This is a genomic window from Aminobacter sp. MET-1, from assembly GCF_026521175.1.
Classification (GTDB): Bacteria; Pseudomonadota; Alphaproteobacteria; order Rhizobiales; family Rhizobiaceae; genus Aminobacter.
In genome coordinates this window covers 306,276-328,986 of record NZ_JAMSHL010000001.1, presented here as the reverse complement: position 1 = coordinate 328,986, position 22,711 = coordinate 306,276, and the positions used below count along the sequence as shown (strand labels likewise).

Below are 22,711 nucleotides of genomic sequence, written 5' to 3'. Positions count from 1 at the left end.
GGCGGCCCGGAAACAACTCTTGCGCTAAGCCCGCGATGTTCTTCGCGCGTGGCCTAAAAATGCAAAGGGCGGCGCACCGCCCCCGGTGCACCGCCCTTTTCCGGAGCGCAGGCTTAGACTGCCTGGGCCGGATAGCCGGCAGTGTCGAGCGCCTGGGCAACCTTGGCGGCATCCGCCGAGGTCTCGATCGACACGGTCTGCGACTTCAGGTCGATGTCGATGCGCGCGGCCGAGTCAACGCTCTGGACCGCCTTGGTGACCATGCCCGCGCAATGGCCGCAGGTCATGTCGGGAACATTCATCTTCAGCATTTCAGAAATCCTTGTTTCGGTCCGTCCTGGCACCGTCCCTGCAATCTGGCGTTTCCAGCAACTGGAAGGTCAAATGGTTTTTCGATCACGGATCCGTTACCGGTGGGAATTCAGGTCCGGAGAATGGAGAACACCCGGCCTCCATCATGAAAACGCAGTATTTTCAGATGGTTGACCGAAAAGAGAAAAATCGGCAAAAATCCTGTTGACCTTCCCAACGCTGGAACCCTTAGACCTCAGGGCCGAAAGTGATGAAATGAAGGTCCAGCACCCATGAACGCTCCCTTGAACCTGGCGACCACACGGCAAAGCTTCCCGATCGAGGGCATGACCTGCGCTTCCTGCGTGCGCCGCGTCGAAAAGGCCATCGCGGCAGTGCCCGGCGTCACCGCCGCTGCGGTCAACCTCGCCACCGAAAGCGCCGATGTGAGCTTCGGCAGCGAGATCAATTCCGACGGCGTCATCGCCGCCATCCGCAATGCCGGTTATGAGGTTGCGGTCGAGACGGTCGAAGTCGAGATCGAAGGCATGACCTGCGCCTCCTGCGTACGGCGTGTCGAAAAGGCCATTGCCGCCGTGCCAGGCGTGAGGTCGGCTTCGGTCAACCTCGCCACCGAACGCGCCACCATCGAGACCCTGGCCGGCGTCGCACCCCGCGCCGCCATCGACGCCGCTATCCGCAAGGCCGGCTACGAACCGCGCCGTGCCGACACCTCGACGGCTGCGTCGGGCACCGACAGCCGCGAGGACGCCCGCAACCGCGAGATGTCACACCTGAAGCGCGATCTTGGCATTGCCGCCATGCTGACCCTGCCGATCTTCGTGCTGGAGATGGGCTCGCACGCCATCCCGGCGCTGCACCACTGGCTGATGATGAACATCGCCCAGCCAAAGCTCTATATCGCCTTCTTCGTGCTGGCGACGATCGTCCAGTTCGGCCCCGGCCTGCGCTTCTACAAGAAGGGCGTGCCGGCGCTGCTGCGCCTTGCGCCAGACATGAACTCGCTGGTCGTGCTCGGTTCGACCGCCGCCTGGGCCTATTCGGTCGTCGCCACCTTTGCCCCCGGCGTCCTGCCGGCAGGCACCGCCAATGTCTATTACGAGGCGTCGGCCGTCATCGTCACGCTGATCTTGCTCGGCCGCTTCCTCGAAGCCAAGGCCAAGGGCCGCACCAGCGAAGCGATCAAGCGGCTGATGGGTCTCCAGGCCAAGTCGGCCCGTGTCGAGCGCAACGGTGAATTCGTCGACGTTCCGCTCGATGAAGTCGTCTCGGGCGACGTCGTCCAGGTGCGCCCCGGCGACAAGGTTCCGGTCGACGGCATCGTGCTTTCAGGCTCGTCCTTCGTCGACGAATCCATGATCTCGGGCGAACCCATCCCCGTCAGCAAGGGCGAAGGCGCTGAGGTCGTCGGCGGCACGATCAACAAGACCGGCAGCTTCACCTACCGCGCCACCAAGGTCGGTTCAGACACGCTGCTGGCCCAGATCATCCGCATGGTTGAAACAGCCCAGGGTTCGAAGCTGCCGATCCAGGCAATGGTCGACAAGGTCACGGCCTGGTTCGTGCCCGCCGTCATGGCCGCAGCCGCACTCACCTTCCTCGTCTGGCTGGTCTTCGGTCCAGAGCCGGCGGTCAGCTTCGCGCTGGTCAACGCGGTTGCCGTGCTCATCATCGCCTGCCCGTGCGCCATGGGCCTCGCCACGCCGACCTCGATCATGGTCGGCACCGGCCGCGCCGCCGAACTGGGCGTGCTGTTCCGCAACGGCGAGGCGCTGCAGTCGCTGAAGTCGACCGAGGTCGTCGCACTCGACAAGACCGGAACCCTGACCGCAGGCAAGCCTGTAATGACCGACCTCGAAGTCGCCAAGGGTTTTGACCGCGTCAACGTGCTGGCCCTGGTGGCATCGGTCGAGGCCCAGTCGGAGCACCCGGTCGCAGCCGCAATCGTGGCGGCAGCCAAGGACGACGGTCTCGCCCTTGCCGAGGTTGGCTCCTTCGAAGCGGTGCCCGGCTTCGGTGTCAGCGCCAAGGTCGGCAAGCAGAACGTCGCTGTCGGCGCCGACCGCTACATGGCCAAGCTCGGCATTTCGGTGCAGGACTTCGCCGAAACTGCGATCCGCATGGGCTACAAGGCCAAGACCCCGCTCTATGCGGCAATCGACGGCAAGCTCGCGGCGGTCATTGCGGTTTCCGATCCGATCAAGCCGACGACGCCGCAGGCCATCCGCGCTCTGCACGAGATGGGCCTGAAGGTGGCGATGATCACGGGCGACAACCGTCGCACGGCCGAAGCTATCGCTGCCCAGCTCGGCATCGACGAGGTTGTCGCCGAGGTACTGCCCGACGGCAAGGTCGATGCCATCAAGCGCCTGCGTGCCGGTGGCCGCGCGGTCACCTTCGTCGGCGACGGCATCAACGACGCGCCGGCGCTGGCCGAGGCCGAAGTCGGCATCGCCATCGGCACGGGAACTGACGTCGCCATCGAAAGCGCAGACGTGGTGCTGATGTCAGGTGACCTGCTCGGTGTGACCAACGCGATCGCGCTGTCAAAGGCGACGATTGCCAACATCAGGCAGAACCTGTTCTGGGCCTTCGCCTACAACGCAGCCCTTATACCGGTCGCGGCTGGCGTGCTCTATCCGGTCAGCGGCACGCTTCTGTCGCCGATGCTGGCGGCGGGCGCGATGGCGATGTCGAGCGTCTTCGTGCTTGGCAATGCGATGCGGCTGAAGCGCTTCAAGGCCCCTGCCCGCGCGACGGCCGCATCGGGCGCCCCGGCGCTGGTTCCTGCCGAGTAACCCTCCTTGCGGCCTGCCTGACCGGCAGGCCGCTCATCCCCCTCCGTCTCACGCGAGGCCGTCATGCCGAACGCTCCCTGGATCGAGATCTTCACCACGCCCACCTGCCCCGACTGCCTGGCGCTGAAGCGCTGGCTGAACGCTGAGCAACTGCCCTTCGTCGAGCGCGACCTGCGCGACCCGGCAATCGCCGACGAAGCCAAGCGCCGCACCGGCGTCCGCGTCGCCCCCATAACCATAATCGATGGCAAGCACGTCTTCTTCGGCACCTTCCCTGTCCAGCGCGCCGAGATCGAGGCGCTTCTTGACCTGACAAGGGCAGCCTGACATGACCTATTTGACTCTGCCCCAGCCCGGCCGCCGCTTTGCGGTCGGCGATAGCAAGACCATCCTGCAGGCGGCGCTCGACGCCGGCATCGCCTATCCGCACAGCTGCCGCTCCGGCCGCTGCGGCGCCTGCAAATCACGCCTCGTCTCCGGCCATGTGGAATTGGGCAAGCACTCGCCCTTTGCGCTCAGCGAACAGGAACGCGCCGACGGCTTCATCCTTGCCTGCCGCTCGGTGCCCAGCGACGACGTTGTCGTCGAGTGGCTGGACGAAGCCTTTGATGCCGAGCCGGCAGAGGCGCAGGAAGCCGAGGTCGTCGCCATCGACCGCATGACGCATGACATCGTGGCGATCCGCCTCGCCCTCGCCGACCGCGAGAGCTTCCGCTTCGCCGCCGGCCAATACCTGTCGTTGTCGGTCCCGGGTGCGCCAGCCCGCAGCTATTCGATGGCCAGCCGGCCGGACGAAGAGCTTGTCGAGCTTCACATCAGGGCAGTGCCCGGCGGCCGCACCAGCGGCCTGATCCACGCTTTGCTGAAACAGGGCGACACCGTCGGGATCGAAGGTCCTGGCGGCTCCGCCTATCTGCGCGAAGCGCATGTCGGACCGATCGTCGCCCTTGCCGGCGGCAGCGGCCTCGCGCCGATCAAGTCGATCGTCGAGACAGCGCTGCTTTCAGGCATGGCCCAGCCGATCCATGTCTATTTCGGCGCCCGCACCGAACACGACCTCTATCTCGTCGAGCACTTCCGTGCACTGGAACAGCGGTTCGCCAATTTGACCTTCATCCCGGCGCTGTCGCAGACCGCTTCGGATCGCTGGCGCGGCGGCTTCGTGTCCGATGCGCTCGCTGAGGATCACAGCGACCTCGCCGGCGCCAAGGCCTATGTCGCCGGCCCGCCGGCAATGGTCGACGCTGCCATGGCCGTTCTCGGCGTACGCGGAGTTCTGGCCACCGATGTTCACGCCGACGTCTTCTTCACGCCTGAAGGAAGCGACAACAACGCCGCTTGACCAGATCAGGTCCAATACCCATTGATAGGACATGCATTCGATGCGGCAGATCTCAGCCACGACGCTTCCCCGCCACGCCGACAGGTGTGGGCAGGCCGGCGCGCATGTTGCCGTGATGGAAGATGGCAGGACAAGGGCGTTGCGGGTGCTGCGCCTGATGCTGCCACTGCTGCTTCTTTTCTTCCTGGTCCTCGGGCAGGCGGCTTCCGCCCATCAACCCGGCAGCCAACACCAGCCGCAGGTTGCCCAAACGATCTCGCATCACGCCAAGGCCGACGTGGCCTGCTGCGGCGACCTCTCTCAGGACGAAGACGGCAGGGCCTGCTTGGCGCAATGTCTTGCCTCGTGCAGCTACTGCGCTCCGCTGCCTCTGCCCGCAGCCTTCCCCGATCTGACTACCATCTCGCCTGCTCCCGCCAGGACAGAGCCGCTTTACGGATCGATCGCTTCGCCGCATCTGAGACCGCCGTCGCTTTCCTGAACTGACGCGCTTCGACGCGCACGCCCCGGCTCGTTCCGCGCCGGGAGACCATCAGTTTTGGAGACAATGAAATGAACACCCTTTCACGCCGCGGCTTCCTCGCGGCTTCCGCAGCCACGCTTTCGGCTGCCGCAGTCCCGTCCCTTCTCCTGCCGGCGCTTCCGGCCCGCGCCGAAGGTCACAAGATCATCACGGCAGGCAGGCGCGTCATCGAGGTCAAGGGCAAGGCCGCCAACGTCTTCGGCCTGCATCAGGCCGATGGCACGTCGGGCCTGGTCATGAATGCCGGCGAGAACTTCCGCGTCAGGCTGAAGAACCTCATCGGCGAGCCGACCGTCATCCACTGGCACGGCCTGACCCCGCCATGGCAGCAGGACGGCGTCGCCGGCATCTCGCAGGAGCCGATCCGCGATGGCGGCAGCCACGACTACGACTTCCCCGTCGCCCGTCCCGGCACCTTCTGGATGCATTCGCATTTCGGTCTGCAGGAGCAACTGATGCTGGCAGCCCCGCTGATCGTGCGCGATCCGGCCGAGGCCGGCCAGGACGTGCAGGAAGTGGTGGTGCTGTTCCACGACTTCACCTTCCGCGACCCGCAGGAGATCCTTGCCGAACTCAAGGCCGGCGGTCACGACATGAGCGCCATGGCTCCTGCTCCTGCTCCAGCTCCGGCGCCCGCAGCCGGCGGCGGCCATGAAGGCCACAACATGTCCGGCATGTCGGGCATGGCGATGCCCAGCGGCCAGACCAGCCACGACACCATGGACCATGGCGCGATGGGCGGCATGCAGATGGGTGGCCAAATGCCGGCAATGTCCCACCTGCAGGACGTTCAGTACGACGCGCTGCTGGCCAACGACCGCACCCTCGACGACCCCGAAGTGTTTGCCGTCGAGCCGGGTAGCCGCATCCGCCTGCGCCTCATCAATGGCGCCGCCTCCACCAACATGTGGCTCGACCTCGGCAAGCTCGAGGGCAAGCTGATCGCGGTCGACGGCATGCCGGTGGAACCGATCGATGGCACGCGCTTCGAGTTCGCCGTGGCCCAGCGCCTCGACATCCTGCTCGAACTGCCGAAGGAGGCTTCGGCCTGGCCGGTCTTTGCTGTGCAGGAAGGCGGCCGCATGCGGACAGGTGTCGTTCTTGCCGCGAAGGGCGCATCGGTCGTCAAGCTCGCCGACATGGCCGACGAGGACTTCCCCGCCGTCGGCGTCGACCTCGAACAGCGGCTGCGTACCGCCAAGCCCCTGGAGAAGAAGGCCGCGAGCCGCGAGCACACCATGATGCTGGGCGAAGGACCGAATTATGTCTGGACGCTCGATGGCGCCATGCATGGCCAGGACAAGCCGCTGGCGGTGACGAGCGGCGACCGCTTCGAGCTCACTTTCATGAACCACACCACCATGTCGCACCCGATGCACCTGCACGGCCACCACTTCCAGGTCGTCGCGGTCAACGGCAAACGTTTTGCAGGTGCGGTGCGCGACACGATTCTGGTGCCAGCCAATATGGGCATGGTGACCATCGCCTTCGACGCCGACAATGCCGGCAAGTGGGCGCTGCATTGCCACCACCTCTACCACATGGCCGGCGGCATGATGACCTCAATGGCCTACGAGAGCTGATCCGACAGATGCAGGCCGGTGCTTTCGGCGCCGGCCTGCATCACGATTTCGCCAGCCCCTTGAACTTCCAGTTACTGGAAGCCTTATATGACAACAACTCGCTCTCGAGCGCCGTGCATCGGGATTGACGCACAAGGCCGCTCCAGAATGCGCAAGGAGTGACAGATGAACATTGGTACCGCTTCGGAAAAGTCGGGCCTGCCGGCCAAGACCATCCGCTATTACGAAGACATCGGCCTTTTGCGCCCCGACCGCGCCGACAACGGCTATCGCGACTATTCGATGTCCGACGTGCACCGCCTGCGTTTCCTGCAGCGCTCGCGCAGCCTTGGCTTCTCCGTCGAGGAATGCCGCCAGCTTCTGTCGCTCTACGGCGACAAAGAGCGCGAGAGCGCTGACGTCAAGGCGCTCGCCGAGACCAAGCTTACCGAGATCGACCGCAAGCTTGCCGAACTGACCGAGCTGCGCAACACGCTGCGCCACCTCGTGCACAATTGCCACGGCGACAACCGGCCCGACTGCCCGATCATCGACGGCCTGTCCGGCCGCCTGCAGACCCAGTAGCCGGCGCGCACGTTCCCATGACAATCCTCGCCGCCTATGGCGGCCTCTTCGTCGCGGCCTTTGCCGCCGCGACGCTCCTGCCCGCCCAGTCCGAGGCCCTGCTTGCCGGGCTCATCATCAATGGCAGCTATTCGCTTGCCCTGCTCATCGCAGTTGCCACCGTCGGCAACGTGCTCGGCTCATGGGTCAACTGGCTGCTCGGCCGCCAGGTCGAACGCTTCAAAAACCGGCGCTGGTTCCCGGCCAGCCCCGCCGCCCTCGCCCGTGCGGAAAACTGGTATCGCCGCTACGGCCGCTGGTCGTTGCTGCTTTCCTGGGTGCCGATCATCGGCGACCCGCTGACACTGATTGCCGGCACGCTGAAGGAGCCGCTGTGGAGCTTTCTGGGGCTGGTCGGGGTGGCCAAGCTGGTGCGTTACCTCGCAGTGGCGGCGGCAGCGCAGAGTTTCATCTAGTCGTTTAGCCGAATGATCGGACACCGAACCGGCAGTGGCTGCTTCTCGACCGAGAGAGAAACGCCACGCACTCGTTGACCACTAGGTTGTGCGTCCTTCGACAAGGCAGTCCCCTCCCCGTGAGCAGGGGAGCGCCACTGTCGTTGCCAACCTCCTCCCGGTCTTACGAGGAGAAACGCCGTCAGGGGTTGAAGGTAAGCTCAAACGTCCCGATCACGTCCTGATCAGCACCGGCCCGCGCGCGGCGAACCCGATGCCCACATCCTGCCCAGGCAGGAACGGCGCATCGACATCAGACGACACCGCAAAGACCTCGCCGAACTCGGTGCCGACCATGAACTCCAGGTCGGAGCCGACATAGGTCACCTTATCCAACCGCCCCGGTATTGTGCGCGGGCTGCCGGCCGGCTTGATCTCGATGCGGCTCGGCCGCACGGCGAGTTTTGCCGCGCCCGGCGCCATGCCGCGTGCGTCGAGCTTCGTCTCCAGCTCGCCGAGCCGCACGCTTGCCAGCCCGCCCTCGACCGAGGCGATCTCGCAGTCGAAAATGTTCGCCTCGCCGATGAAGTCGGCAACGAACGCATCCGCCGGCGCGTCATACAGTTCACGCGGCGTGCCGTCCTGGGCGATGATGGCATTGTTCATGACAATGATGCGGTCGGAGACAGCCAGCGCCTCCTCCTGGTCATGGGTGACATAGACCACCGTCAGCCCGAGCTTGGTCTGGATGTCGCGGATTTCCTCACGCACGCGGCGCCTGAGCTTGGCATCGAGATTGGATAGCGGCTCGTCGAATAGTAGCACCTGCGGTTCCAGCACGAGCGCGCGAGCAACAGCGACGCGCTGCTGCTGGCCGCCGGACAATTCGCTCGGCAAGCGGTGGCCGTAGCCGCCGAGGCCGACCAGCTCCAGCCCGGCGCGCGCCCGGTCGCCGATCTCCTTCTTGGCGAAGCCTGAGAACTTCAGGCCGTATTCGACGTTTTCGTTGACCGTCATGTGCGGGAACAGCGCATAGGACTGGAACACCATCGACACGTCACGGTCCGTCGCCGGCAGATGCGTGACATCGGCCCCGCCGATCAGGATTTTTCCACGCGTCGCCATCTCCAGCCCGGCAATCATGCGCAGCGTCGTCGTCTTGCCGCAGCCTGAGGGTCCCAGCAACGTCACCAGCTTGCCAGCCTCGACAAACAGCGACACGTCGTTGACCGCTGGCACTGGGCTCTTGCCGTAGACTTTGGTGACCTCGCGAAACTCCACCGAAGCGGCGTTGCTCTTGATCTCGGCCATCAGCCGCCTCCTGAAAATGCCGGTTGGCTCACATTGGTGCGTGACTGCGACAGCTCGTGGCCGCGGCGGCCGATGTTCCGGCGGCCGACGAGCAGTTGCATCAGCCCGACCACTGCCAGCATGACGCCGATCAGCACCGCCGAATAGGCGATCGCGATGCCGTATTCGTTGTTTTCGACGCGACCGACGATGTAGCTCGTCGACATGTCGTAGCGGGCGCTGACCAGGAAGATGATGGCGCTGATCGCCGTCATGGCGCGCACGAATGAATAGACGAGTGCTGCGACGATCGCCGGCCTGAGCAGCGGCAGCACCACCTTGCGGAAGGTCTGCCAGGAATTGGCGCCCAGCGTCAGCGACGACTCGTCGAGGCTCTTGTCGATCTGTGACATCGACGCCACCCCCGCCCGGACGCCCACAGGCATGTTGCGGAAGATGAAGGCCAGCACCAGGATGATGCCGGTCCCCGTCAGCTCGATCGGCGGCACGTTGAAGGCAATCACATAGCTCACGCCGATGACAGTGCCGGGGATGGCAAAGGACAGCATTGTGCCGAATTCGAAGGCGTTTTTGCCGGCAAAATTCTGCCGCACCAAAAGATAGGCGGTGAGCAGGCCTATGGCGGCGGTCAGCGGCGACGAGATCAGCGCGATCTTGAGTGTGGTCCAGAACGAGCTCCAAGCCGAGCCCTTCCAGTGGATACCGAACTCGTTCCACCCCACCGCGAAGGCCTTCACATAATGTGTCAGGGTCAGGCTGTGGTCGACGCCCCAGAGCTTGACGAAGCTGCCGTAGAAGATGGTCGCATAGACGAAGATGGTGAAGGCAACCCAGAAGCCGGCGACGCCATAGACGGCGCGCTTGAGGCCGATGGGCAGCTGAGGGTGCACGCCGGCGTCGCCCTTGCCGGACATCGTCGTGTAGGATTTCTTGCCGAGCCAGAAACGCTGGGCATAGAAGGCAAGCAGCGTGAAGGCGAGCAGCACGATGGCCAGCACCGCCGCTTGCGCCTCGTCATTCTGGGCGCCGACGATAGCGAAGAAGATCTCCGTCGACAGCACGTCGAAATTGCCGCCCAGCACCAGCGGGTTGCCGAAGTCGGCCATGCTCTCGATGAAGCCGAGCAGGAAGGCATTGGCGAGGCCTGGCCGCATCAGCGGCAGCGACACCGTCCAGAAGGTCTGCCAGCGATTGGCGCGCAGCGTCTGCGCCGCTTCCTCCATGGAGGGGCTGACGCCCTCGACCACGCCGATCAAAACCAGGAAGGCGATCGGCGTGAAGGCGAGCAGCTGTGCGATCAGCAGACCCGGCAGGCCATAAATCCAGCGCGTCGGCTGAATGCCGAACAGCTCGGAGAATGTCTGCGTCACTGCGCCCGACAGGCCGAAGAGCAGGATGATGGCGAGACCGATGACGAAGGGCGGCGTGATGATTGGCAGCACCGTCAGCGCTCTGAGCAGCTTGCCATGGCGGAAGCCGGTGCGCGTGACCATCAGCGCGAAGACCAGGCCAAGCGCCGTCGTCAGCACGCCGACGAGGACCGCCAGGAACAGCGAGTTCCAGGCGACGCCGCAGCGGCTGCCGCCGGCAAGGCAGTCGAGGCTCCAGAGCCTGGGGCTGAACAGCTTGCCGAGGAAGGTGCTGACCGAATAGCTGCCGTCCTCGGTGACCAACGCATTGGCCAGCATCTGCAGGATCGGCATGAAGATGAACAGGCCGACCGCTGCCACCACGAAGGCGATGGTCGAGACCACGAAGACGTCGCCGCCGACCGCGCCGCGCGCGGCAAGGCCAACTGAAAACAGGAACAGGAAGGCGAGGCCGACCAGAAGCGCGCCGTAGCCCATGCCGAATTGACGGTCGCCGAGTTCGCCGAACAGGCCTTGCAGCCAGCCGAACTGCCAGCCGCGCAGGCCGATGGCAAAACCCTGGAACATCAGCCAGGCAAAGCCCGCCGCCCCTATCGTCACCAGCAGCTTGCCGAACAGCGGATCGGATTTCTTCCGCCCCCATAGCAAGAGCGGCGCGGCCAAAAGCAGGCCGAGCGGCGCCAGCCAAAGCTTCTCACTCTTGAGGTTGAGAACGAGCGCAGGCGCAAACTCGCTGTCCAGGGGATAGCCCTTCAACAGCCAGGACAAGCCGAAGAACCCGTCCTCGACGCCAAACCAGGGGAGCACGGCAAAGCCGAGCCACCCGACCGCCATCCACAGGATGACTGTCGGGTGCAGGCCGCCGCTCAGATCGCGGGAGCGCATGGATTATTGCGGCAGTGAGGAGACCTCCTGATCCCATTTGCCAAGCAGCCGCTTGCGCTCCTCGCTCGAGCCGTACTTCTTGAAGTCGTAGTCGATCAGCTTGATCGTCGACAGGTCGGGCGTCAGTTCCGACACGGCCGCCGCCTTGTTCGACGGCAGCTGGAACGACTTCACGTCCTTGGCCTTGCCCTGCATTTCGGCTGACAGTGCCCAGTCGTAGAACTTCTTTGCTGCCTCGGCGTTGCGTGCGCCCTTGATGATCGACATCGAGCCGATCTCGTAGCCGGTGCCTTCGCAGGGCGCGACAGTCACGATCGGAAAGCCCGCAGCCGTCTGCGCCACGGCATCATGCATGAACACGATGCCGATGGTGGTTTCGCCGAGGCCGGCTGCCTTGATCGGCGCCGAGCCCGACTTGGTGTACTGGTTGATGTTCTTGTGCAGGGCCTTCATGTAGTCGAAGCCCTTGTCCTCGCCCATCAGCTGCACCATGGTCGCCAGCGTCGTATAGGCGGTACCAGACGAATTCGGGTTAGCGATCTGGATCTGACCCTTGTATTCGGCCTTGGTCAGGTCGGCCCAGCATTTCGGCTCGGGCAGGTTGTTCTTGGCGAGCAGGTCCTTGTTGTAGCCGAACCCAAGCGCGCCAGAGTAGACGCCGATGGTCTTGTTGCCGGCGGCCTCGGCCTGCTTGATCGCCCAGTCGTGCAGCTCGCCGCGCATCGGCGATATATACTCCTCGGTCAGGTTTTCCTGGGCTGCCTGCAGATGCGGATCGCCGGTGCCGCCCCACCACACGTCGCCCTTCGGGTTGCTCGCCTCGGCGCGCACCTGGGCGTAGGTTTCGCCCGAGCTCTTGCGGGTCATGTCGACGGTGATGCCGGTCTTTTCCTCGAAGCCGGTCTTGATCTGCTGGCACCAGGCCTCGTCGGCGCTGCAATAGAGCGTCAGGCTCTCGGCGCGGGCAACACCAGTGGCCAGCATCAGGGCGGCGAACGCCGCCGAATACATGTAGGCAGTCTTCATTTTGCAGTTCCCTCCATCTTTTTCGCCGTCTAACGATCTTATGTCGTTTTGGCCTGTTGCAGAGTGAGTGCTTTTTACGCATTTTGCAATCGTGTTCATCGCACTATCTTTGCGTCACGAACATGATCTGGCCGAAGTGCTAGGTAAGAGGAAAGACGGTCGCAAAAGGCCGCAGGAAAGGAACATCAGGCGCAGATGCCCAAGGACAAGAAGACCATACGCAAGGCGAACAAGGGCGAACGCATCGCCCAGGTCGCTGCCATTCCGTTCCGCGTGAACGAGGATGGCGCGCTTGAGGTCATGCTTGTCACCTCGCGCGGCACCCGCCGCTTCATCGTGCCCAAGGGCTGGCCGATGAAGGGCAAGAGCGCGCGCCAGGCAGCGCTTATCGAAGCCCGCGAAGAGGCCGGCGTGAACGGCAAGGCGTTGAAAAAGCCGGCCGGCAGCTATTGCTACTGGAAGCGCCTGTCGACCAGCTTCGTCCATGTCGTGGTCACCGCCTACCTCATCCAGGTCTCCGAAGAGCTCGATGCCTGGCAGGAGGCCGGTGCTCGCCAGCGTGCCTGGCTTGCGCCAGCGGATGCGGCCGTGCTCATCGACGAGCCGGAGCTTTCGACCCTGATCCGTGGTCTCACAGTGGCGGACCTCGTCCAGCCTGAGGCGGAACCAGCCTAGGCGTCCGCTCGACATCAGGACGCATTGCTGAAGGCTGCAAGATTGCAGTTGCAGGATTGCAGGTCGCTGAAACCGATTGTATCAGGGTAGCCGTTGCACATTTGTGCAAAGGCCAAGATGCGGTTTGACGACCGACCAAACTGGAGCTGTCGATGTCCGAACTGAAGCCGGGCAGGTCATTCGTAAGCGCACAGCAGGTCGCCGAACTGGCCGGCGTTTCGCGCTCGGCCGTGTCCCGCACCTTCACCGACGGCGCCAGCGTTTCCGAGACCACCCGCAGGAAGGTGCTCGAGGCAGCCGAGACGCTCGGCTACCACGTCAATCACCTCGCCCGCAGCCTGATCCACGAGGACAGCGGCATCGTCTGCCTCATCGGCGCCGACATCAACACGCCCTACCATTCACGCCTGATCGACGCGATCACCCGCCGCCTGCAGGCCATCAACCGCGTCGCCATGGTCATCAACACCTCTGGCGACACCGACAGCGTCGAAGCGGCCTTGCGCCAGACGCTCAACTACCGCGCCAACGCAACCGTGGTGCTGTCGGGTACGCCGCCGACATCGCTCATCAACACCTGCCTCAACAGCGGCCAGCACGTCATCCTGATCAACCGCGACGATCATCTCGACGGCCCCGAAAACATCAGCGTCGACAATGCTGCGGCCGCACGCGAAGCATTCCACATGCTCCACCGTGCCGGCAGCCGGCGCATCGCCGTGGTGTCCTCGCAGGCCGGCACGCCGAGCCTTGTCGCACGCGAGCGCGCCTTCGAAACGGCCGCCGCCGAGGCAGGGCTCGAAGTGACCATCACGCGTGCTGGCCCCACCGGCTACGGCGCGGGCTTCGAGGCCGGGCGCCTGCTGCTCAGCGGCTCGCACCGGCCTGACGCCGCCTTCTGCGTCACCGACCTGCTCGCCTGCGGCTTCATGGATGCGGCGCGCGTCGAATTCGGCATGAACGTGCCCGAGGAGCTTTGTGTCGTCGGCTTCGACGACATCGAGCAGGCCGGCTGGGCGTCATACCAGCTGACCACCTTCCGCCAGCCGATCGCACAGGTGGCCGACCACATCACCAAGCTGCTCGACAGCGACGAACCCGAACCGGTGCGCGGCGGCCGCGTCTGCTTTCACGCCGATCCGGTCTGGCGCCGGACCGTCCGGCCCAAGTGACTTCTCGAGATCACGTCGCCTGTCGCCAGATCGACGGAAAAGTCGCCTGACGGCGCACTCGCCAGCCAGTCCGTCAGCATCCGCATGAACGACGCCAGCCTGTCCTGCAGGCAGCCTTCCGGCCACGAGCCCGCAGCGAAAAGAGCCGCGAGATGGCGATAGGCGACGATACGCGCCGGCTCGATGAAATCGAGCGCGACCTCGCGACCCTTGCGCAGCCTGTACCAGTCGACGACCATTTCGAAAAAGGGCAGCACGCGCCAGTCCTGCGCGTCCGGTTTCGCCACAGCCGCGAGAAACGGCATGGCGTCACTCGCCGTCAGCGGCGCCCTGGCTCCCGCAAGCCGCTCGAGGTCGCCAAGGTCGAGCTGCGGCACAAGTATTGCCAGATCCCGGGGCCATTCCTTGGGCAGGTAGCGATGCCGGACCATCTCGGCGAGATGCCGGCTGAGGAAGTCTGCATGGCCGATAGCCTCGGTCACCGCCGCCGACGCTCCCTCCCGCGCCGCCTCGACGCGATAGAGGGCAAAAGCGGTGTCATATGCAGGCACTTCGGCGACGACCACCGTCTCGACATCGAGCCTGTCGTCTCCGATCTCAACGATCTTGTAGGCAGGCGGAAAGCCGACCATCGACGGCACGGCGATGTTGACCAGCCAGTCATCACCGTCGCGGAAGATGGCGGTGTCGTTGATGTGCAAATGGCCGCTGAAATGCACCTTGATGCCGGTGGCAGCCGCAACCTTCGACACGTCCGCGCGTGGCGTTCGTCGCAGGAAGCTGGTGTCGTTGAGCAGCTTCGCCTCGTCGGCTGAGGTGCCGTTGAGGGGATCGATGATAGGATAGTGCGAAAACGCGATCAGCCGCTTGCCCTGCGCTTTCGCCCTCGCCGCAACGTGCTTCATCCAGTCCAGCACAAAACCCTTGTTGCGCGGCATCGAGTTCCAGCCAGCATCGGTGCTGTCGTGGTAGCTCTTCTCCGCCGCCGGATCGAGGTCGCCATTCTTCGGCTCGAAGACATTGGCATCGATGGACAACAACCACAGCCCCTCGACCGGCTCGACGAGAAACGAAGCGTCGGCCATACGCCTGACGGTCTTCCCGTCGGAGGAAACGATGTCGAAAATCCGCGCCTCAAGCCTGTCATCGATTCCAAATGGGCATTCCCAATGCAGGTCGCCGTCGCGCCGGAAGAAGCCAAGCGCGCTCAGTGCAGGGATCGCCTGTTCATAGCCGCCGCAATACATCTCGGCGCTGACGATCTTGTCGACCGAGTTGTCCTGCCCGATATCGGCGTCGCTTGTCACCAGCGTGTGCGAACCATCCGGGTTGAGGAAGCGCTTGCTCTGGTGACGACCGTGGATGGCATAGAGGTCGTGATTGCCCGGGGTCGCGACGAAGCGCAGGCCGAAGCGACGGGAATAGTCCGCCAGCAGCACGGTCGCCGCTGCCATTGTCGACTGCTGGCCGTCGTCGGTCAGGTCGCCGGCAATCGCCACCAACGAAATGCCGCGTCTGACGATGTCGTCGAGCAGCGCGCGTGTGGCATGGAAGCTCTCGTTGAACACGCGCGTCGAGGCATTGGTGTCGGCAAGGGTTCGGACCGCCACCCGGTCGCCTCGTCCAACGCCCTGACGGTTGTCGACGTCGTGGAAATGCGGGTCGGCGATGACGGCAATCTTCATGTCATTCTCGCTGCGCGGCCAGTCGGCCGTCAGTTGTTGGCGGCAAGCGCCGACACCGGCGCCGGCGGCAATCCCTTGTCGATCATGGCGATCCACTGCGCTGCCTTGCGCGCCGCCTCGACCAGCATCGGCTTCGGCGCCTCGTGCCACTCGTCGCGACGCAGCTCACGCTGGGTGCGCACGTGGTCGAGTGCTGCGTCGAGCGTCGGAAACTTGTCCGGCATCTCGACATGGAGGAACAGCGCCACCAGCGACACCGAACGGCTGCGGCCGCCTCGGCAGTTGACCAGCACATTGCCCTTCTCGCGCCGCTTGTATGTGGCCTTGTCAGGCAGCACCTGGCTCAGCGCGCCGCGCAGCAGGTAGAAACCCGACAGCATCATGGTCTCGGGATTGCCGTGCCCGTCGATCAGTCCAAGCTTGTAGTAACGCACCGCGCCGACGCCGTAGATGGCATCAGCTCCCTCACCCTCGCCGAACGGCTCGGTCGCATAGTTGAAGTCGAGATTGACCGCGCAATTCACCACCGTGGTGATGTTCTTGTCCTTGAGCAGCGCAAGATCGCCGGCGCCGTCCATGCCGCCGACATAGATGTCGATGCCGTAGCCGGCGATGTCGCGCTCGATCAAGCTGAGCGCCGGCCGCTCGTAGCGTGGGCTGCCTGTATCCATGTCCCTGTCCCCGTTCTTCAGTCAGCGCGTTTCGAGCGCTATGCCGGTCGCCGCACTCATGCCAAGCGCCACGCCGGGCGCCGCCGCCAGCACCGCTCCACCCTTTGTCAGGCCGCCGACGGCGAGAAACGGTGCGACGACGCCGCCCGCTTCCTTGACCAGCAGCAACCCAGCCAGGCAATCCCACGGATGCATGTGCAGTTCCGCATAGGCGTCCGAGCGGCCGTCGGCGACATAGGCAAGGCCCAGCGCGCCGGATGCGCCACGACGCACATTGGCACCCTGCTCGAGGATGTTGGAGAGCACCTCCATGTAGCGCGCATTCGACTTGCGGTTCGACCAGCCGAATTCGACGCAGGCAGCATCGAAATCACCGGTTCCGGCAACGGCAATCGGCTTGCCGTTGCGCGTCGCCCCATGGCCACGCCGGGCGAAATAGAGTTCATCGAGAACAGGATTGTAGATCGCGCCGATCTCCATTTCGCCGTTGCTGACGAAAGCGATTGCGATGCAGAAGTGCGGGATGTCGCGGGCAAAATTGGCAGTGCCATCGATCGGGTCGACCACCCACGTATCCGGCTTGATCGCCCCGCCCGTCTCCTCGCCGAGGAACCCGTCCCCGGGAAACACCTCGGCGATGCGTGCCTTGAGGTGCCGCTCCACTGCCGCATCGGTTTCCGTCAGGAAGTCCTGCGGTCCCTTCATGCCGAAGCCCGGCGTCCTGTTCCTGTAGCCGTCGAGCGCCACGGCCCCTGCGGACCTGGCGATCTCGCGGCAGAAGGCGGCACGCCGGTCCATCTCGGCTTCGGCGTCCGGCTGCGGGGCGACTGCGTGAACGGTCATGTCAATGCTCATTGGTAATTTCCGAGGTCAGATTGCACAGGTGTGCAAATTCGTCAACGCCATAAGATCGATAATGTTTTATCAGTGCAGCAGGAACCATAGCGCAGCAATGTGACAGCTGTTGCACAGCCGTTCCACGTATGGTCATGCGGCACCTCCCGCAGCCGAAAGCTTCGGCCTTCTTGCGCTCGCCGCCTCGCGACCTTCGGAGATTCCGCGGGCGATGCGCATCAATGTCGGATAGTCGGCGCCTTCCCCCAGCGCGACATAGCCGGGGCACATGAAGTCGGGCACGTCGGCGTCGACCTTGCCCAGCGTCAACGGGTGATAGCTGCCGCCAGCCTGCTTGAGGATGAGAACCGCCGCGGCGACATCCCAGGGATTGGAGCCGAAGCCGGCGGAGGCGTCGACCCAGCCCGCCGCGACATGGCAAAGGCTGAGCGCCCCGCTGCCCGGTCGCCGCAGCGTCGAGAATGTCTCGACCAGCTCACCGAAATTGGCGAGCGTCTGTTCATGCCCGTCGAGCCTGAAGTCGCGCGCCACCGGGTAGCCGGTAATCAACGTCGCATGCCGCTCGTCCGATATGGCGCGCGAGCGCAAGGGCACGCCGTTCAACCAGGCGCCGGTCAGGTCGGCCGAAAACAGGCTTCCCGTGACAGGGTCATAAACGGCGCCGGCGACGACCTCGCCATCGATCGCCACACCCACCGACACGCACCAGAAGGCAAAGCCACGGGCGAAGTTGGAAGTGCCGTCGATCGGATCGACATACCATTTCACCCGCCCCTCGCCGCTCGCCCCGCCCTCCTCGCCGACCACGACCGAGTCCGGCACTTCGCGCAGGATGAAGGCGCGGATCGCCATTTCCGCATCCTTGTCGTGTTTGGTCACGACGTCATGCAGGTCGACTTTGTAATCAACGGCCATGTTGGAGCGGAATGCAGCCAGCAGAGGCTCGCGCTTCAGCTTCGCCGCACGTTCAGCCACGTCGCGCAGGCGCTTTGCTTCCTCGAGGCTCGTCATGCGGCGATCCCTCGCGTCGCCTCGGTGAACAGACCGAGCAGCCCGACCGGGTCGGCCACTATGGCATCGGGCTTGAGCTTAAGATCGTAGGGCAGATCGTAAGTGCCCTTGGCTTCCATCAGGATGTTGCCGCCGACCCCGGCACGAACACCGCACAGCACGTCGCGATCGAAATTGTCGCCGACATACCAGGCCTCGCCCGTTTCGACGCCGAGCGCCCGCGCCGCCAGCCAGATCATCTCCGGGTTGGGCTTGCGCACCCTTACCTCGTCGCTGTGGATCGCCACGGCAAATCGGCCCGTCAGCCCATGGGCGTCTAGGAAATCGATGTGCACCTGACCGCACAACGCGTTGCTGACAATGCCCACCGGAACGCCAGCGCCATCCGCCGCATCGAGCAGGTCGAGCATGCCGGTGCGCAACACGCGTTCGCTTTTCCAGTTGCCCATCTTGCGGCAGAGATCGTAGGCCTCGGCCACGACAACCTCCCGCGCCTGCTTCGGCCAGTCGCCGGCAACGAAGTCGCCCCAGAATTCCTCATGCCTGAGTTCGCGCGGCGAAAACGGCCGCGACATAGCATCCTTCCAGTGCGAGTCGGCGATACCGCCCGCCTTGATATCGGTGGTGATCTGCTCGACCGAAAGCACCGGCGCTTTCACGCCGGCCTGGTCGAGCAGGCCGCGCACATGCGCAGCCAGCAGCTCTCGCCAATCAGGCATATGCGTCGTCGACACGATCACGCCGCCGAAATCGAGCAGCAGCGCCTTGGGTGCGGCGAGCTTTCGGCCCGAACTTGTCGACATCGTCAGTTCTCCATTTCATTCCAGCGGAAAAAGCGGGCCAGCGGAAAAAGCGAGACCAGTGGAAAAAAGCGGGACGGAGCCGAAGGAGAAGGGCTCCGTCCCTAGCCCACCGGGAAACTATTTCTTGTAGGAGACGCGCCAGAGGTCCTGCCAATCCTGGCGCGCGTCCCAATCTTCCAACGCCGTCGAGGCGTCGTATTGCTGCAGCTTGTCGAGAACCTTGCCGATACCAGAGGGCTCGTCGGCAGGCAGACCAATGTCGGGATTGGTCGGCAGCTTGCCGTCCTTCACCTGCGGCGCGATGCCTTCCGATGTCAGTATGTAGTGGATGAACAGCTTGGCCGCGTTCGGGCTCTTGGTGCCTGTCGCGATCAAACCGAGCTTGACATAAGTCCAGCCCGGCCAAGGATCGAGCCCTTCGCAAAGGCCGAGCTTGAAACCCTTGTCGGCATTGTCGCGGAACTTGGCCGAGCTCATCAGCCCAAAGAACGGCTCCTTCTGGCCGGGCGCGCCGACGGCCTCCGATATCGCATCGTCGGCATCCGCCAAAAGGGGCGAATTGCCGGCAAAACCCTTGACCCAGGCGGCCGTTGCGCTGTCTTCGCCGACCTCGATGTCCTTGCCGAAATGCGCCTTGTAGGCAGCCTTCATCTTGTCATCGTCATGCGTCTCGGTCTGGTTGAACCAGTCGGGATAGGTGCCCTTCGACAGCGGATCGTAGAAGGCGACCTTGCCCTTCCACTTGGGATCAGTCAGCTCCCAGATGTTCTTCACCGGGCAGGCATCGTAGGCCTCGGTGTTGTAAGCCCAGACGGCGGCATTGGTGGTAATCGCCAGCGGGTTCTGGAACTTTGCCGGGATCTTGTCGGCCATGTCCGGCGGCAGGTAACTCTCGACGAATTTCTGCGGCAAAAGCTGCGCCAGTCCCGCCGGCGCATCGGTAATCAGCACCACATCGCCCTTGACGTTCTTGGCCTGCCCCTCGCGCACGATCATCTCAAGCTGAGCGCTCGCCGACACCTTGATGCCGGTTGCCTTCACCCCGTATTTGGCGGTGAAATTTTCGGCCATTTCGACGATCTTGCCGGTGCTGTCGTAGATATTGATCGGCGCTTCCTTCTTCGCCGCCTCGACCAGCGCGTTGATGTCGAAGGCTTCCGCCCTTGCCGGTGCGGATGCCATCACGACCACTGCCGTCATCCCGGCCAGCGCCGTCGTCGCCAGTGCAAGCTTCCTGCTCGTTCCAAGTGCCGGTTTCATCGTTTCCTCCCCAAAAATCCGGCTGAAACGCGCCCGGCGTCAGTGCCGGGCGCGGCAATCGCAAGCGTTATTTCTTGTAGTTGATGCGCCAGAGGTCCTGCCAATCCTGGCGCGCGTCCCAATCGCTCTGGGCCGACGCCGAGTCGTAGGGGAAGATCTGGTCCAGCGCCTTGCCGATGCCCGAGGGCTCGTCGTCGGGCAGCTTGGCGTCGCTGTTGGTCGACATCTTGCCGTCGGCCGCCTGCGGGGCGATGCCTTCCTCTGTCATCAGATAGTGGATGAACAGCTTGGAGGCGTTCGGGCTGTCGGTGCCCTTGGCGATGAAGCCGAGGCTCGGATACATCCAGCCGGCGAAGGGTTTGAGGTCCGTGCACAGGCCAAGCTTGGAGCCGACATCCTGGTTGTTGCGGAACTTGGCCGAGCTAATCAGGCCGATGAACTGTTCCTTCTGGTCGGGCGCGCCGACTGCCTGTGCGGCGGCCTCGTCGGCATCCGTGAGCAGCGGGCCGTTGGCGGCCAGCGCCTTGACCCAAGCGGCGGTTGCGCCTGCCTCGTCGGTCACCAGGTCCTTGCCATATTGCTCCCTATAGGCCGCGGCCACCTTGTCGTCGGCATTGGTCGCCATCTGGTTGAACCAGTCGACATAGGACGCCTTGTTGAGCGGGTCCTGCATGGCGAGCTTGCCTTTCCACTTGGCCTCCGTCAGCTCCCAGATGTTCTTGACCGGGCAGCTTACGTTGAGCTGGGTGTTGTAGGCAAAGACATTGGCCTCGTTGGAGACGGTCAGCGGATTCTGGTACTGCGCCGGGATCTTGTCGGCGAGATCTGGCGGCAGCCAGCTCTCGACGAAGCCCTGCGGCACCAACTGCGCCACGCCGGCCGGCACGTCGCTGATCTGGATGACGTCGCCCTGCACGTTCTTGGCCTGACCTTCGCGGATCACCATTTCCAGCTGGGCTGCGGCATTGGCCTTGGTGCCGGTCGCCTGCACGCCATACTTCTTTGTGAAGGCCTCGGCCTGCTTCACGATCTTGCCGGTGCTCGAATAGACGTTGATTGGCGGCTCCTTCTTTGCCGCCTCGATCAGCGCGTTGAGGTCGAATTTTTCCTGGGCCTGTGCCGCGCCGGCAAACAGGCCGGCAACGACGCCGAGTGCCGTCGCAGCCAGGAGCCGTTTCAGATCGAAATGTCTGCTCATCTTTTCCTCCCTCTGTCGGGCCAGCTCCATGCCGGCCGTCTCGTTTCCCGATAGTCCTGCTTCACTCCCGGCGGGCGGTCCTCCACCGCCCGCGGAATCTCTTCAGTGCAGCTTCGCCGGCCGCGTCAGCCGGTCGGCTGCCTCCATGCGGTTGCCGGCCTTGTCGAAGACGTGCAGCGCCTTGGGCTTGGTCCACCAAGTCACCGCCTCGCCCACCTCGATCTCCGGCGACTGGTGCGTGGTCATGAACAGCTTCTCACCTGATGCCGTCAGCTCGATGATCCAGCTGCCGCCGGTGGGCAGGATGCCTGTCACCTCCGCCTGGCCAGAAAGCGCCCCCTCGGCCACGCCACGCTCGGCGTCGGCGAGGCGAATGGCTTCCGGCCGGATGCCAATGGACCCGGCATCGCGCAGTTCGGCAAAGCGCGAGCCGAGATAGGCATTGGCAAGCCGCGACACCTCCGACCTGCCATTGCCGAGTTCAGCGATGTTGATCGGCGGATTGCCGACGAACTGCGCCACGAAGCGGTTGGCCGGCCGGTCGTAGATATCGTTGGGCGTACCGACCTGCTGCAACTGGCCCTCGCTCATGACGGCGATGGTGGTGGCAAGCGTCATTGCCTCCCACTGGTCGTGGGTGACGAACACGATCGTCGTCTTGAATTCGGCATGCAGGCGCTTGAGCTCGGCGCGCATCTCGAGCCTGAGTGCAGCGTCGAGGTTCGACAGCGGTTCGTCGAGCAACAGCACTTCCGGGTTGACCGCCAGCATGCGGGCCAGCGCCACGCGCTGCTGCTGCCCGCCCGACAATTGCGAGGGATAGCGGTCGCGATATTTCTCAATGCCGAGCGTCTTCATCACCTGGTCGACACGCGCCTCGCGCTCGGCCTTGGGCATCTTGCGCAGGCGCAGGCCAAAATCGGTGTTGCGCTCGATGGTCAGGTGCGGCCACAGCGCGTAGCTCTGGAACACCAGCCCCATCTCGCGCCGCTCCGGCGGCACGAACACGCCCTCGACGACCGAGTCGACGACGCGCGGGCCGACGCGGATTTCTCCCGCCGTCAGGTGCTCCAGCCCGGCGATCATACGCAGTGTCGTGGTCTTGCCGCAGCCGGATGGTCCCAGCAGGCACATGAATTCGCCGTCGCCGATTTCGAGATCGAGATCGGCAACCGCATTGGCGCCGTTGCCCCCGTAGTTTTTCTCGACGCCGCTCAGATTGATCTTCGGCAT

The 22,711-nt window shown here is 64.2% G+C and carries 21 protein-coding genes; 9 read left to right on the top strand and 12 right to left on the bottom strand.

The window, feature by feature from the left end; genetic code table 11:
• Positions 1-113: 113 nt before the first annotated feature.
• Positions 114-311 carry a heavy-metal-associated domain-containing protein gene (locus NDO48_RS01655; RefSeq protein WP_018429791.1) on the bottom strand — a complete coding sequence of 66 codons (198 nt, stop codon included), beginning with the start codon at positions 309-311 and terminating at the stop codon, positions 114-116.
• A gap of 273 nt (positions 312-584) precedes the next feature.
• Here NDO48_RS01655 and NDO48_RS01650 point away from each other — a divergent pair, with 273 nt between their 5' ends.
• The 7 genes from NDO48_RS01650 to NDO48_RS01620 all read left to right on the top strand — a co-directional run bounded on the left by NDO48_RS01650 (position 585) and on the right by NDO48_RS01620 (position 7,577).
• Positions 585-3,110: a heavy metal translocating P-type ATPase gene (locus tag NDO48_RS01650; protein WP_267320747.1), complete on the top strand. Its 2,526-nt coding sequence runs from the start codon at positions 585-587 to the stop codon at positions 3,108-3,110.
• A 63-nt stretch (positions 3,111-3,173) separates the two neighbouring features.
• A complete protein-coding gene (locus tag NDO48_RS01645) occupies positions 3,174-3,437 on the top strand; it encodes a glutaredoxin family protein (protein WP_018429793.1) in 264 nt (87 codons plus the stop codon).
• A gap of 1 nt (position 3,438) precedes the next feature.
• Positions 3,439-4,452, top strand: coding sequence for a 2Fe-2S iron-sulfur cluster-binding protein (locus NDO48_RS01640; protein WP_267320746.1), 1,014 nt, complete (start codon positions 3,439-3,441; stop codon positions 4,450-4,452).
• A 40-nt stretch (positions 4,453-4,492) separates the two neighbouring features.
• Positions 4,493-4,933, top strand: a complete 441-nt coding sequence (locus NDO48_RS01635; RefSeq protein WP_157632803.1) for a hypothetical protein — start codon at positions 4,493-4,495, stop codon at positions 4,931-4,933.
• A gap of 71 nt (positions 4,934-5,004) precedes the next feature.
• On the top strand, positions 5,005-6,558 hold the full coding sequence (locus NDO48_RS01630; protein ID WP_267320745.1) for a multicopper oxidase family protein: 1,554 nt from the start codon (positions 5,005-5,007) through the stop codon (positions 6,556-6,558).
• A 165-nt stretch (positions 6,559-6,723) separates the two neighbouring features.
• Positions 6,724-7,122, top strand: coding sequence for a Cu(I)-responsive transcriptional regulator (gene cueR / locus NDO48_RS01625; RefSeq protein ID WP_018429797.1), 399 nt, complete (start codon positions 6,724-6,726; stop codon positions 7,120-7,122).
• A gap of 17 nt (positions 7,123-7,139) precedes the next feature.
• Positions 7,140-7,577, top strand: a complete 438-nt coding sequence (locus NDO48_RS01620; protein WP_018429798.1) for a YqaA family protein — start codon at positions 7,140-7,142, stop codon at positions 7,575-7,577.
• 213 nt (positions 7,578-7,790) lie between these two features.
• Here NDO48_RS01620 and NDO48_RS01615 read toward each other — a convergent pair whose 3' ends face one another.
• Genes NDO48_RS01615 through NDO48_RS01605 form a run of 3 tightly spaced genes read right to left on the bottom strand, consistent with a single transcriptional unit; the run spans position 7,791 to position 12,148 of the window.
• Positions 7,791-8,867 carry an ABC transporter ATP-binding protein gene (locus tag NDO48_RS01615; RefSeq protein ID WP_267320744.1) on the bottom strand — a complete coding sequence of 359 codons (1,077 nt, stop codon included), beginning with the start codon at positions 8,865-8,867 and terminating at the stop codon, positions 7,791-7,793.
• Entirely contained in the window at positions 8,867-11,122 is a 2,256-nt protein-coding gene (locus tag NDO48_RS01610; protein WP_018429800.1) for an ABC transporter permease, read from the bottom strand. The genes NDO48_RS01615 and NDO48_RS01610 overlap by 1 nt, the downstream gene beginning before the upstream one ends.
• A gap of 3 nt (positions 11,123-11,125) precedes the next feature.
• Positions 11,126-12,148: an ABC transporter substrate-binding protein gene (locus NDO48_RS01605; protein ID WP_018429801.1), complete on the bottom strand. Its 1,023-nt coding sequence runs from the start codon at positions 12,146-12,148 to the stop codon at positions 11,126-11,128.
• A gap of 195 nt (positions 12,149-12,343) precedes the next feature.
• Here NDO48_RS01605 and NDO48_RS01600 point away from each other — a divergent pair, with 195 nt between their 5' ends.
• Complete coding sequence (locus NDO48_RS01600; protein WP_018429802.1) at positions 12,344-12,823, top strand: NUDIX hydrolase; 480 nt, start codon at positions 12,344-12,346, stop codon at positions 12,821-12,823.
• 152 nt (positions 12,824-12,975) lie between these two features.
• Positions 12,976-13,995, top strand: a complete 1,020-nt coding sequence (locus NDO48_RS01595; RefSeq protein ID WP_267320743.1) for a substrate-binding domain-containing protein — start codon at positions 12,976-12,978, stop codon at positions 13,993-13,995.
• On the opposite strand, the gene NDO48_RS01590 is transcribed toward NDO48_RS01595, so the two are convergent.
• The 8 genes from NDO48_RS01590 to NDO48_RS01555 all read right to left on the bottom strand — a co-directional run bounded on the left by NDO48_RS01590 (position 13,953) and on the right by NDO48_RS01555 (position 22,711).
• Complete coding sequence (locus tag NDO48_RS01590; RefSeq protein WP_267320742.1) at positions 13,953-15,680, bottom strand: metallophosphoesterase family protein; 1,728 nt, start codon at positions 15,678-15,680, stop codon at positions 13,953-13,955. The two genes, NDO48_RS01595 and NDO48_RS01590, sit on opposite strands and share 43 nt — an antisense overlap.
• A 29-nt stretch (positions 15,681-15,709) precedes the next feature.
• Positions 15,710-16,351 (bottom strand): dual specificity protein phosphatase family protein, encoded by a 642-nt coding sequence (locus NDO48_RS01585; RefSeq protein WP_018429805.1) that lies wholly within the window; start codon positions 16,349-16,351, stop codon positions 15,710-15,712.
• A 21-nt stretch (positions 16,352-16,372) separates the two neighbouring features.
• Positions 16,373-17,206 carry an inositol monophosphatase family protein gene (locus NDO48_RS01580; RefSeq protein ID WP_416377170.1) on the bottom strand — a complete coding sequence of 278 codons (834 nt, stop codon included), beginning with the start codon at positions 17,204-17,206 and terminating at the stop codon, positions 16,373-16,375.
• 132 nt (positions 17,207-17,338) lie between these two features.
• On the bottom strand, positions 17,339-18,217 hold the full coding sequence (locus NDO48_RS01575; protein ID WP_267320741.1) for an inositol monophosphatase family protein: 879 nt from the start codon (positions 18,215-18,217) through the stop codon (positions 17,339-17,341).
• Positions 18,214-19,020, bottom strand: a complete 807-nt coding sequence (locus NDO48_RS01570; RefSeq protein WP_267320740.1) for an HAD family hydrolase — start codon at positions 19,018-19,020, stop codon at positions 18,214-18,216. Before NDO48_RS01570 ends, NDO48_RS01575 begins: the two co-directional genes overlap by 4 nt.
• A 117-nt stretch (positions 19,021-19,137) precedes the next feature.
• Positions 19,138-20,280: an ABC transporter substrate-binding protein gene (locus tag NDO48_RS01565; RefSeq protein ID WP_018429809.1), complete on the bottom strand. Its 1,143-nt coding sequence runs from the start codon at positions 20,278-20,280 to the stop codon at positions 19,138-19,140.
• A 67-nt stretch (positions 20,281-20,347) separates the two neighbouring features.
• Positions 20,348-21,478, bottom strand: coding sequence for an ABC transporter substrate-binding protein (locus NDO48_RS01560; protein ID WP_267320739.1), 1,131 nt, complete (start codon positions 21,476-21,478; stop codon positions 20,348-20,350).
• Between the two features lie 102 nt (positions 21,479-21,580).
• A complete protein-coding gene (locus tag NDO48_RS01555; RefSeq protein ID WP_267320738.1) occupies positions 21,581-22,711 on the bottom strand; it encodes an ABC transporter ATP-binding protein in 1,131 nt (376 codons plus the stop codon).

What these genes read in the sequence shown, in the direction of transcription:
- NDO48_RS01615 (WP_267320744.1), bottom strand. Translation starts at nt 8,867, where the DNA reads ATGGCCGAGATCAAGAGCAACGCCGCTTCGGTGGAGTTTCGCGAGGTC.
- NDO48_RS01565 (WP_018429809.1), bottom strand. Translation starts at nt 20,280, where the DNA reads ATGAAACCGGCACTTGGAACGAGCAGGAAGCTTGCACTGGCGACGACG.
- NDO48_RS01635 (WP_157632803.1), top strand. Translation starts at nt 4,493, where the DNA reads ATGCGGCAGATCTCAGCCACGACGCTTCCCCGCCACGCCGACAGGTGT.
- NDO48_RS01600 (WP_018429802.1), top strand. Translation starts at nt 12,344, where the DNA reads ATGCCCAAGGACAAGAAGACCATACGCAAGGCGAACAAGGGCGAACGC.
- NDO48_RS01645 (WP_018429793.1), top strand. Translation starts at nt 3,174, where the DNA reads ATGCCGAACGCTCCCTGGATCGAGATCTTCACCACGCCCACCTGCCCC.
- NDO48_RS01570 (WP_267320740.1), bottom strand. Translation starts at nt 19,020, where the DNA reads ATGTCGACAAGTTCGGGCCGAAAGCTCGCCGCACCCAAGGCGCTGCTG.
- NDO48_RS01555 (WP_267320738.1), bottom strand. Translation starts at nt 22,711, where the DNA reads ATGCCGAAGATCAATCTGAGCGGCGTCGAGAAAAACTACGGGGGCAAC.
- NDO48_RS01585 (WP_018429805.1), bottom strand. Translation starts at nt 16,351, where the DNA reads ATGGATACAGGCAGCCCACGCTACGAGCGGCCGGCGCTCAGCTTGATC.
- NDO48_RS01590 (WP_267320742.1), bottom strand. Translation starts at nt 15,680, where the DNA reads ATGAAGATTGCCGTCATCGCCGACCCGCATTTCCACGACGTCGACAAC.
- NDO48_RS01655 (WP_018429791.1), bottom strand. Translation starts at nt 311, where the DNA reads ATGCTGAAGATGAATGTTCCCGACATGACCTGCGGCCATTGCGCGGGC.
- NDO48_RS01630 (WP_267320745.1), top strand. Translation starts at nt 5,005, where the DNA reads ATGAACACCCTTTCACGCCGCGGCTTCCTCGCGGCTTCCGCAGCCACG.
- cueR (WP_018429797.1), top strand. Translation starts at nt 6,724, where the DNA reads ATGAACATTGGTACCGCTTCGGAAAAGTCGGGCCTGCCGGCCAAGACC.
- NDO48_RS01620 (WP_018429798.1), top strand. Translation starts at nt 7,140, where the DNA reads ATGACAATCCTCGCCGCCTATGGCGGCCTCTTCGTCGCGGCCTTTGCC.
- NDO48_RS01560 (WP_267320739.1), bottom strand. Translation starts at nt 21,478, where the DNA reads ATGAGCAGACATTTCGATCTGAAACGGCTCCTGGCTGCGACGGCACTC.
- NDO48_RS01610 (WP_018429800.1), bottom strand. Translation starts at nt 11,122, where the DNA reads ATGCGCTCCCGCGATCTGAGCGGCGGCCTGCACCCGACAGTCATCCTG.
- NDO48_RS01580 (WP_416377170.1), bottom strand. Translation starts at nt 17,206, where the DNA reads ATGAGCATTGACATGACCGTTCACGCAGTCGCCCCGCAGCCGGACGCC.
- NDO48_RS01640 (WP_267320746.1), top strand. Translation starts at nt 3,439, where the DNA reads ATGACCTATTTGACTCTGCCCCAGCCCGGCCGCCGCTTTGCGGTCGGC.
- NDO48_RS01605 (WP_018429801.1), bottom strand. Translation starts at nt 12,148, where the DNA reads ATGAAGACTGCCTACATGTATTCGGCGGCGTTCGCCGCCCTGATGCTG.
- NDO48_RS01595 (WP_267320743.1), top strand. Translation starts at nt 12,976, where the DNA reads ATGTCCGAACTGAAGCCGGGCAGGTCATTCGTAAGCGCACAGCAGGTC.
- NDO48_RS01650 (WP_267320747.1), top strand. Translation starts at nt 585, where the DNA reads ATGAACGCTCCCTTGAACCTGGCGACCACACGGCAAAGCTTCCCGATC.
- NDO48_RS01575 (WP_267320741.1), bottom strand. Translation starts at nt 18,217, where the DNA reads ATGACGAGCCTCGAGGAAGCAAAGCGCCTGCGCGACGTGGCTGAACGT.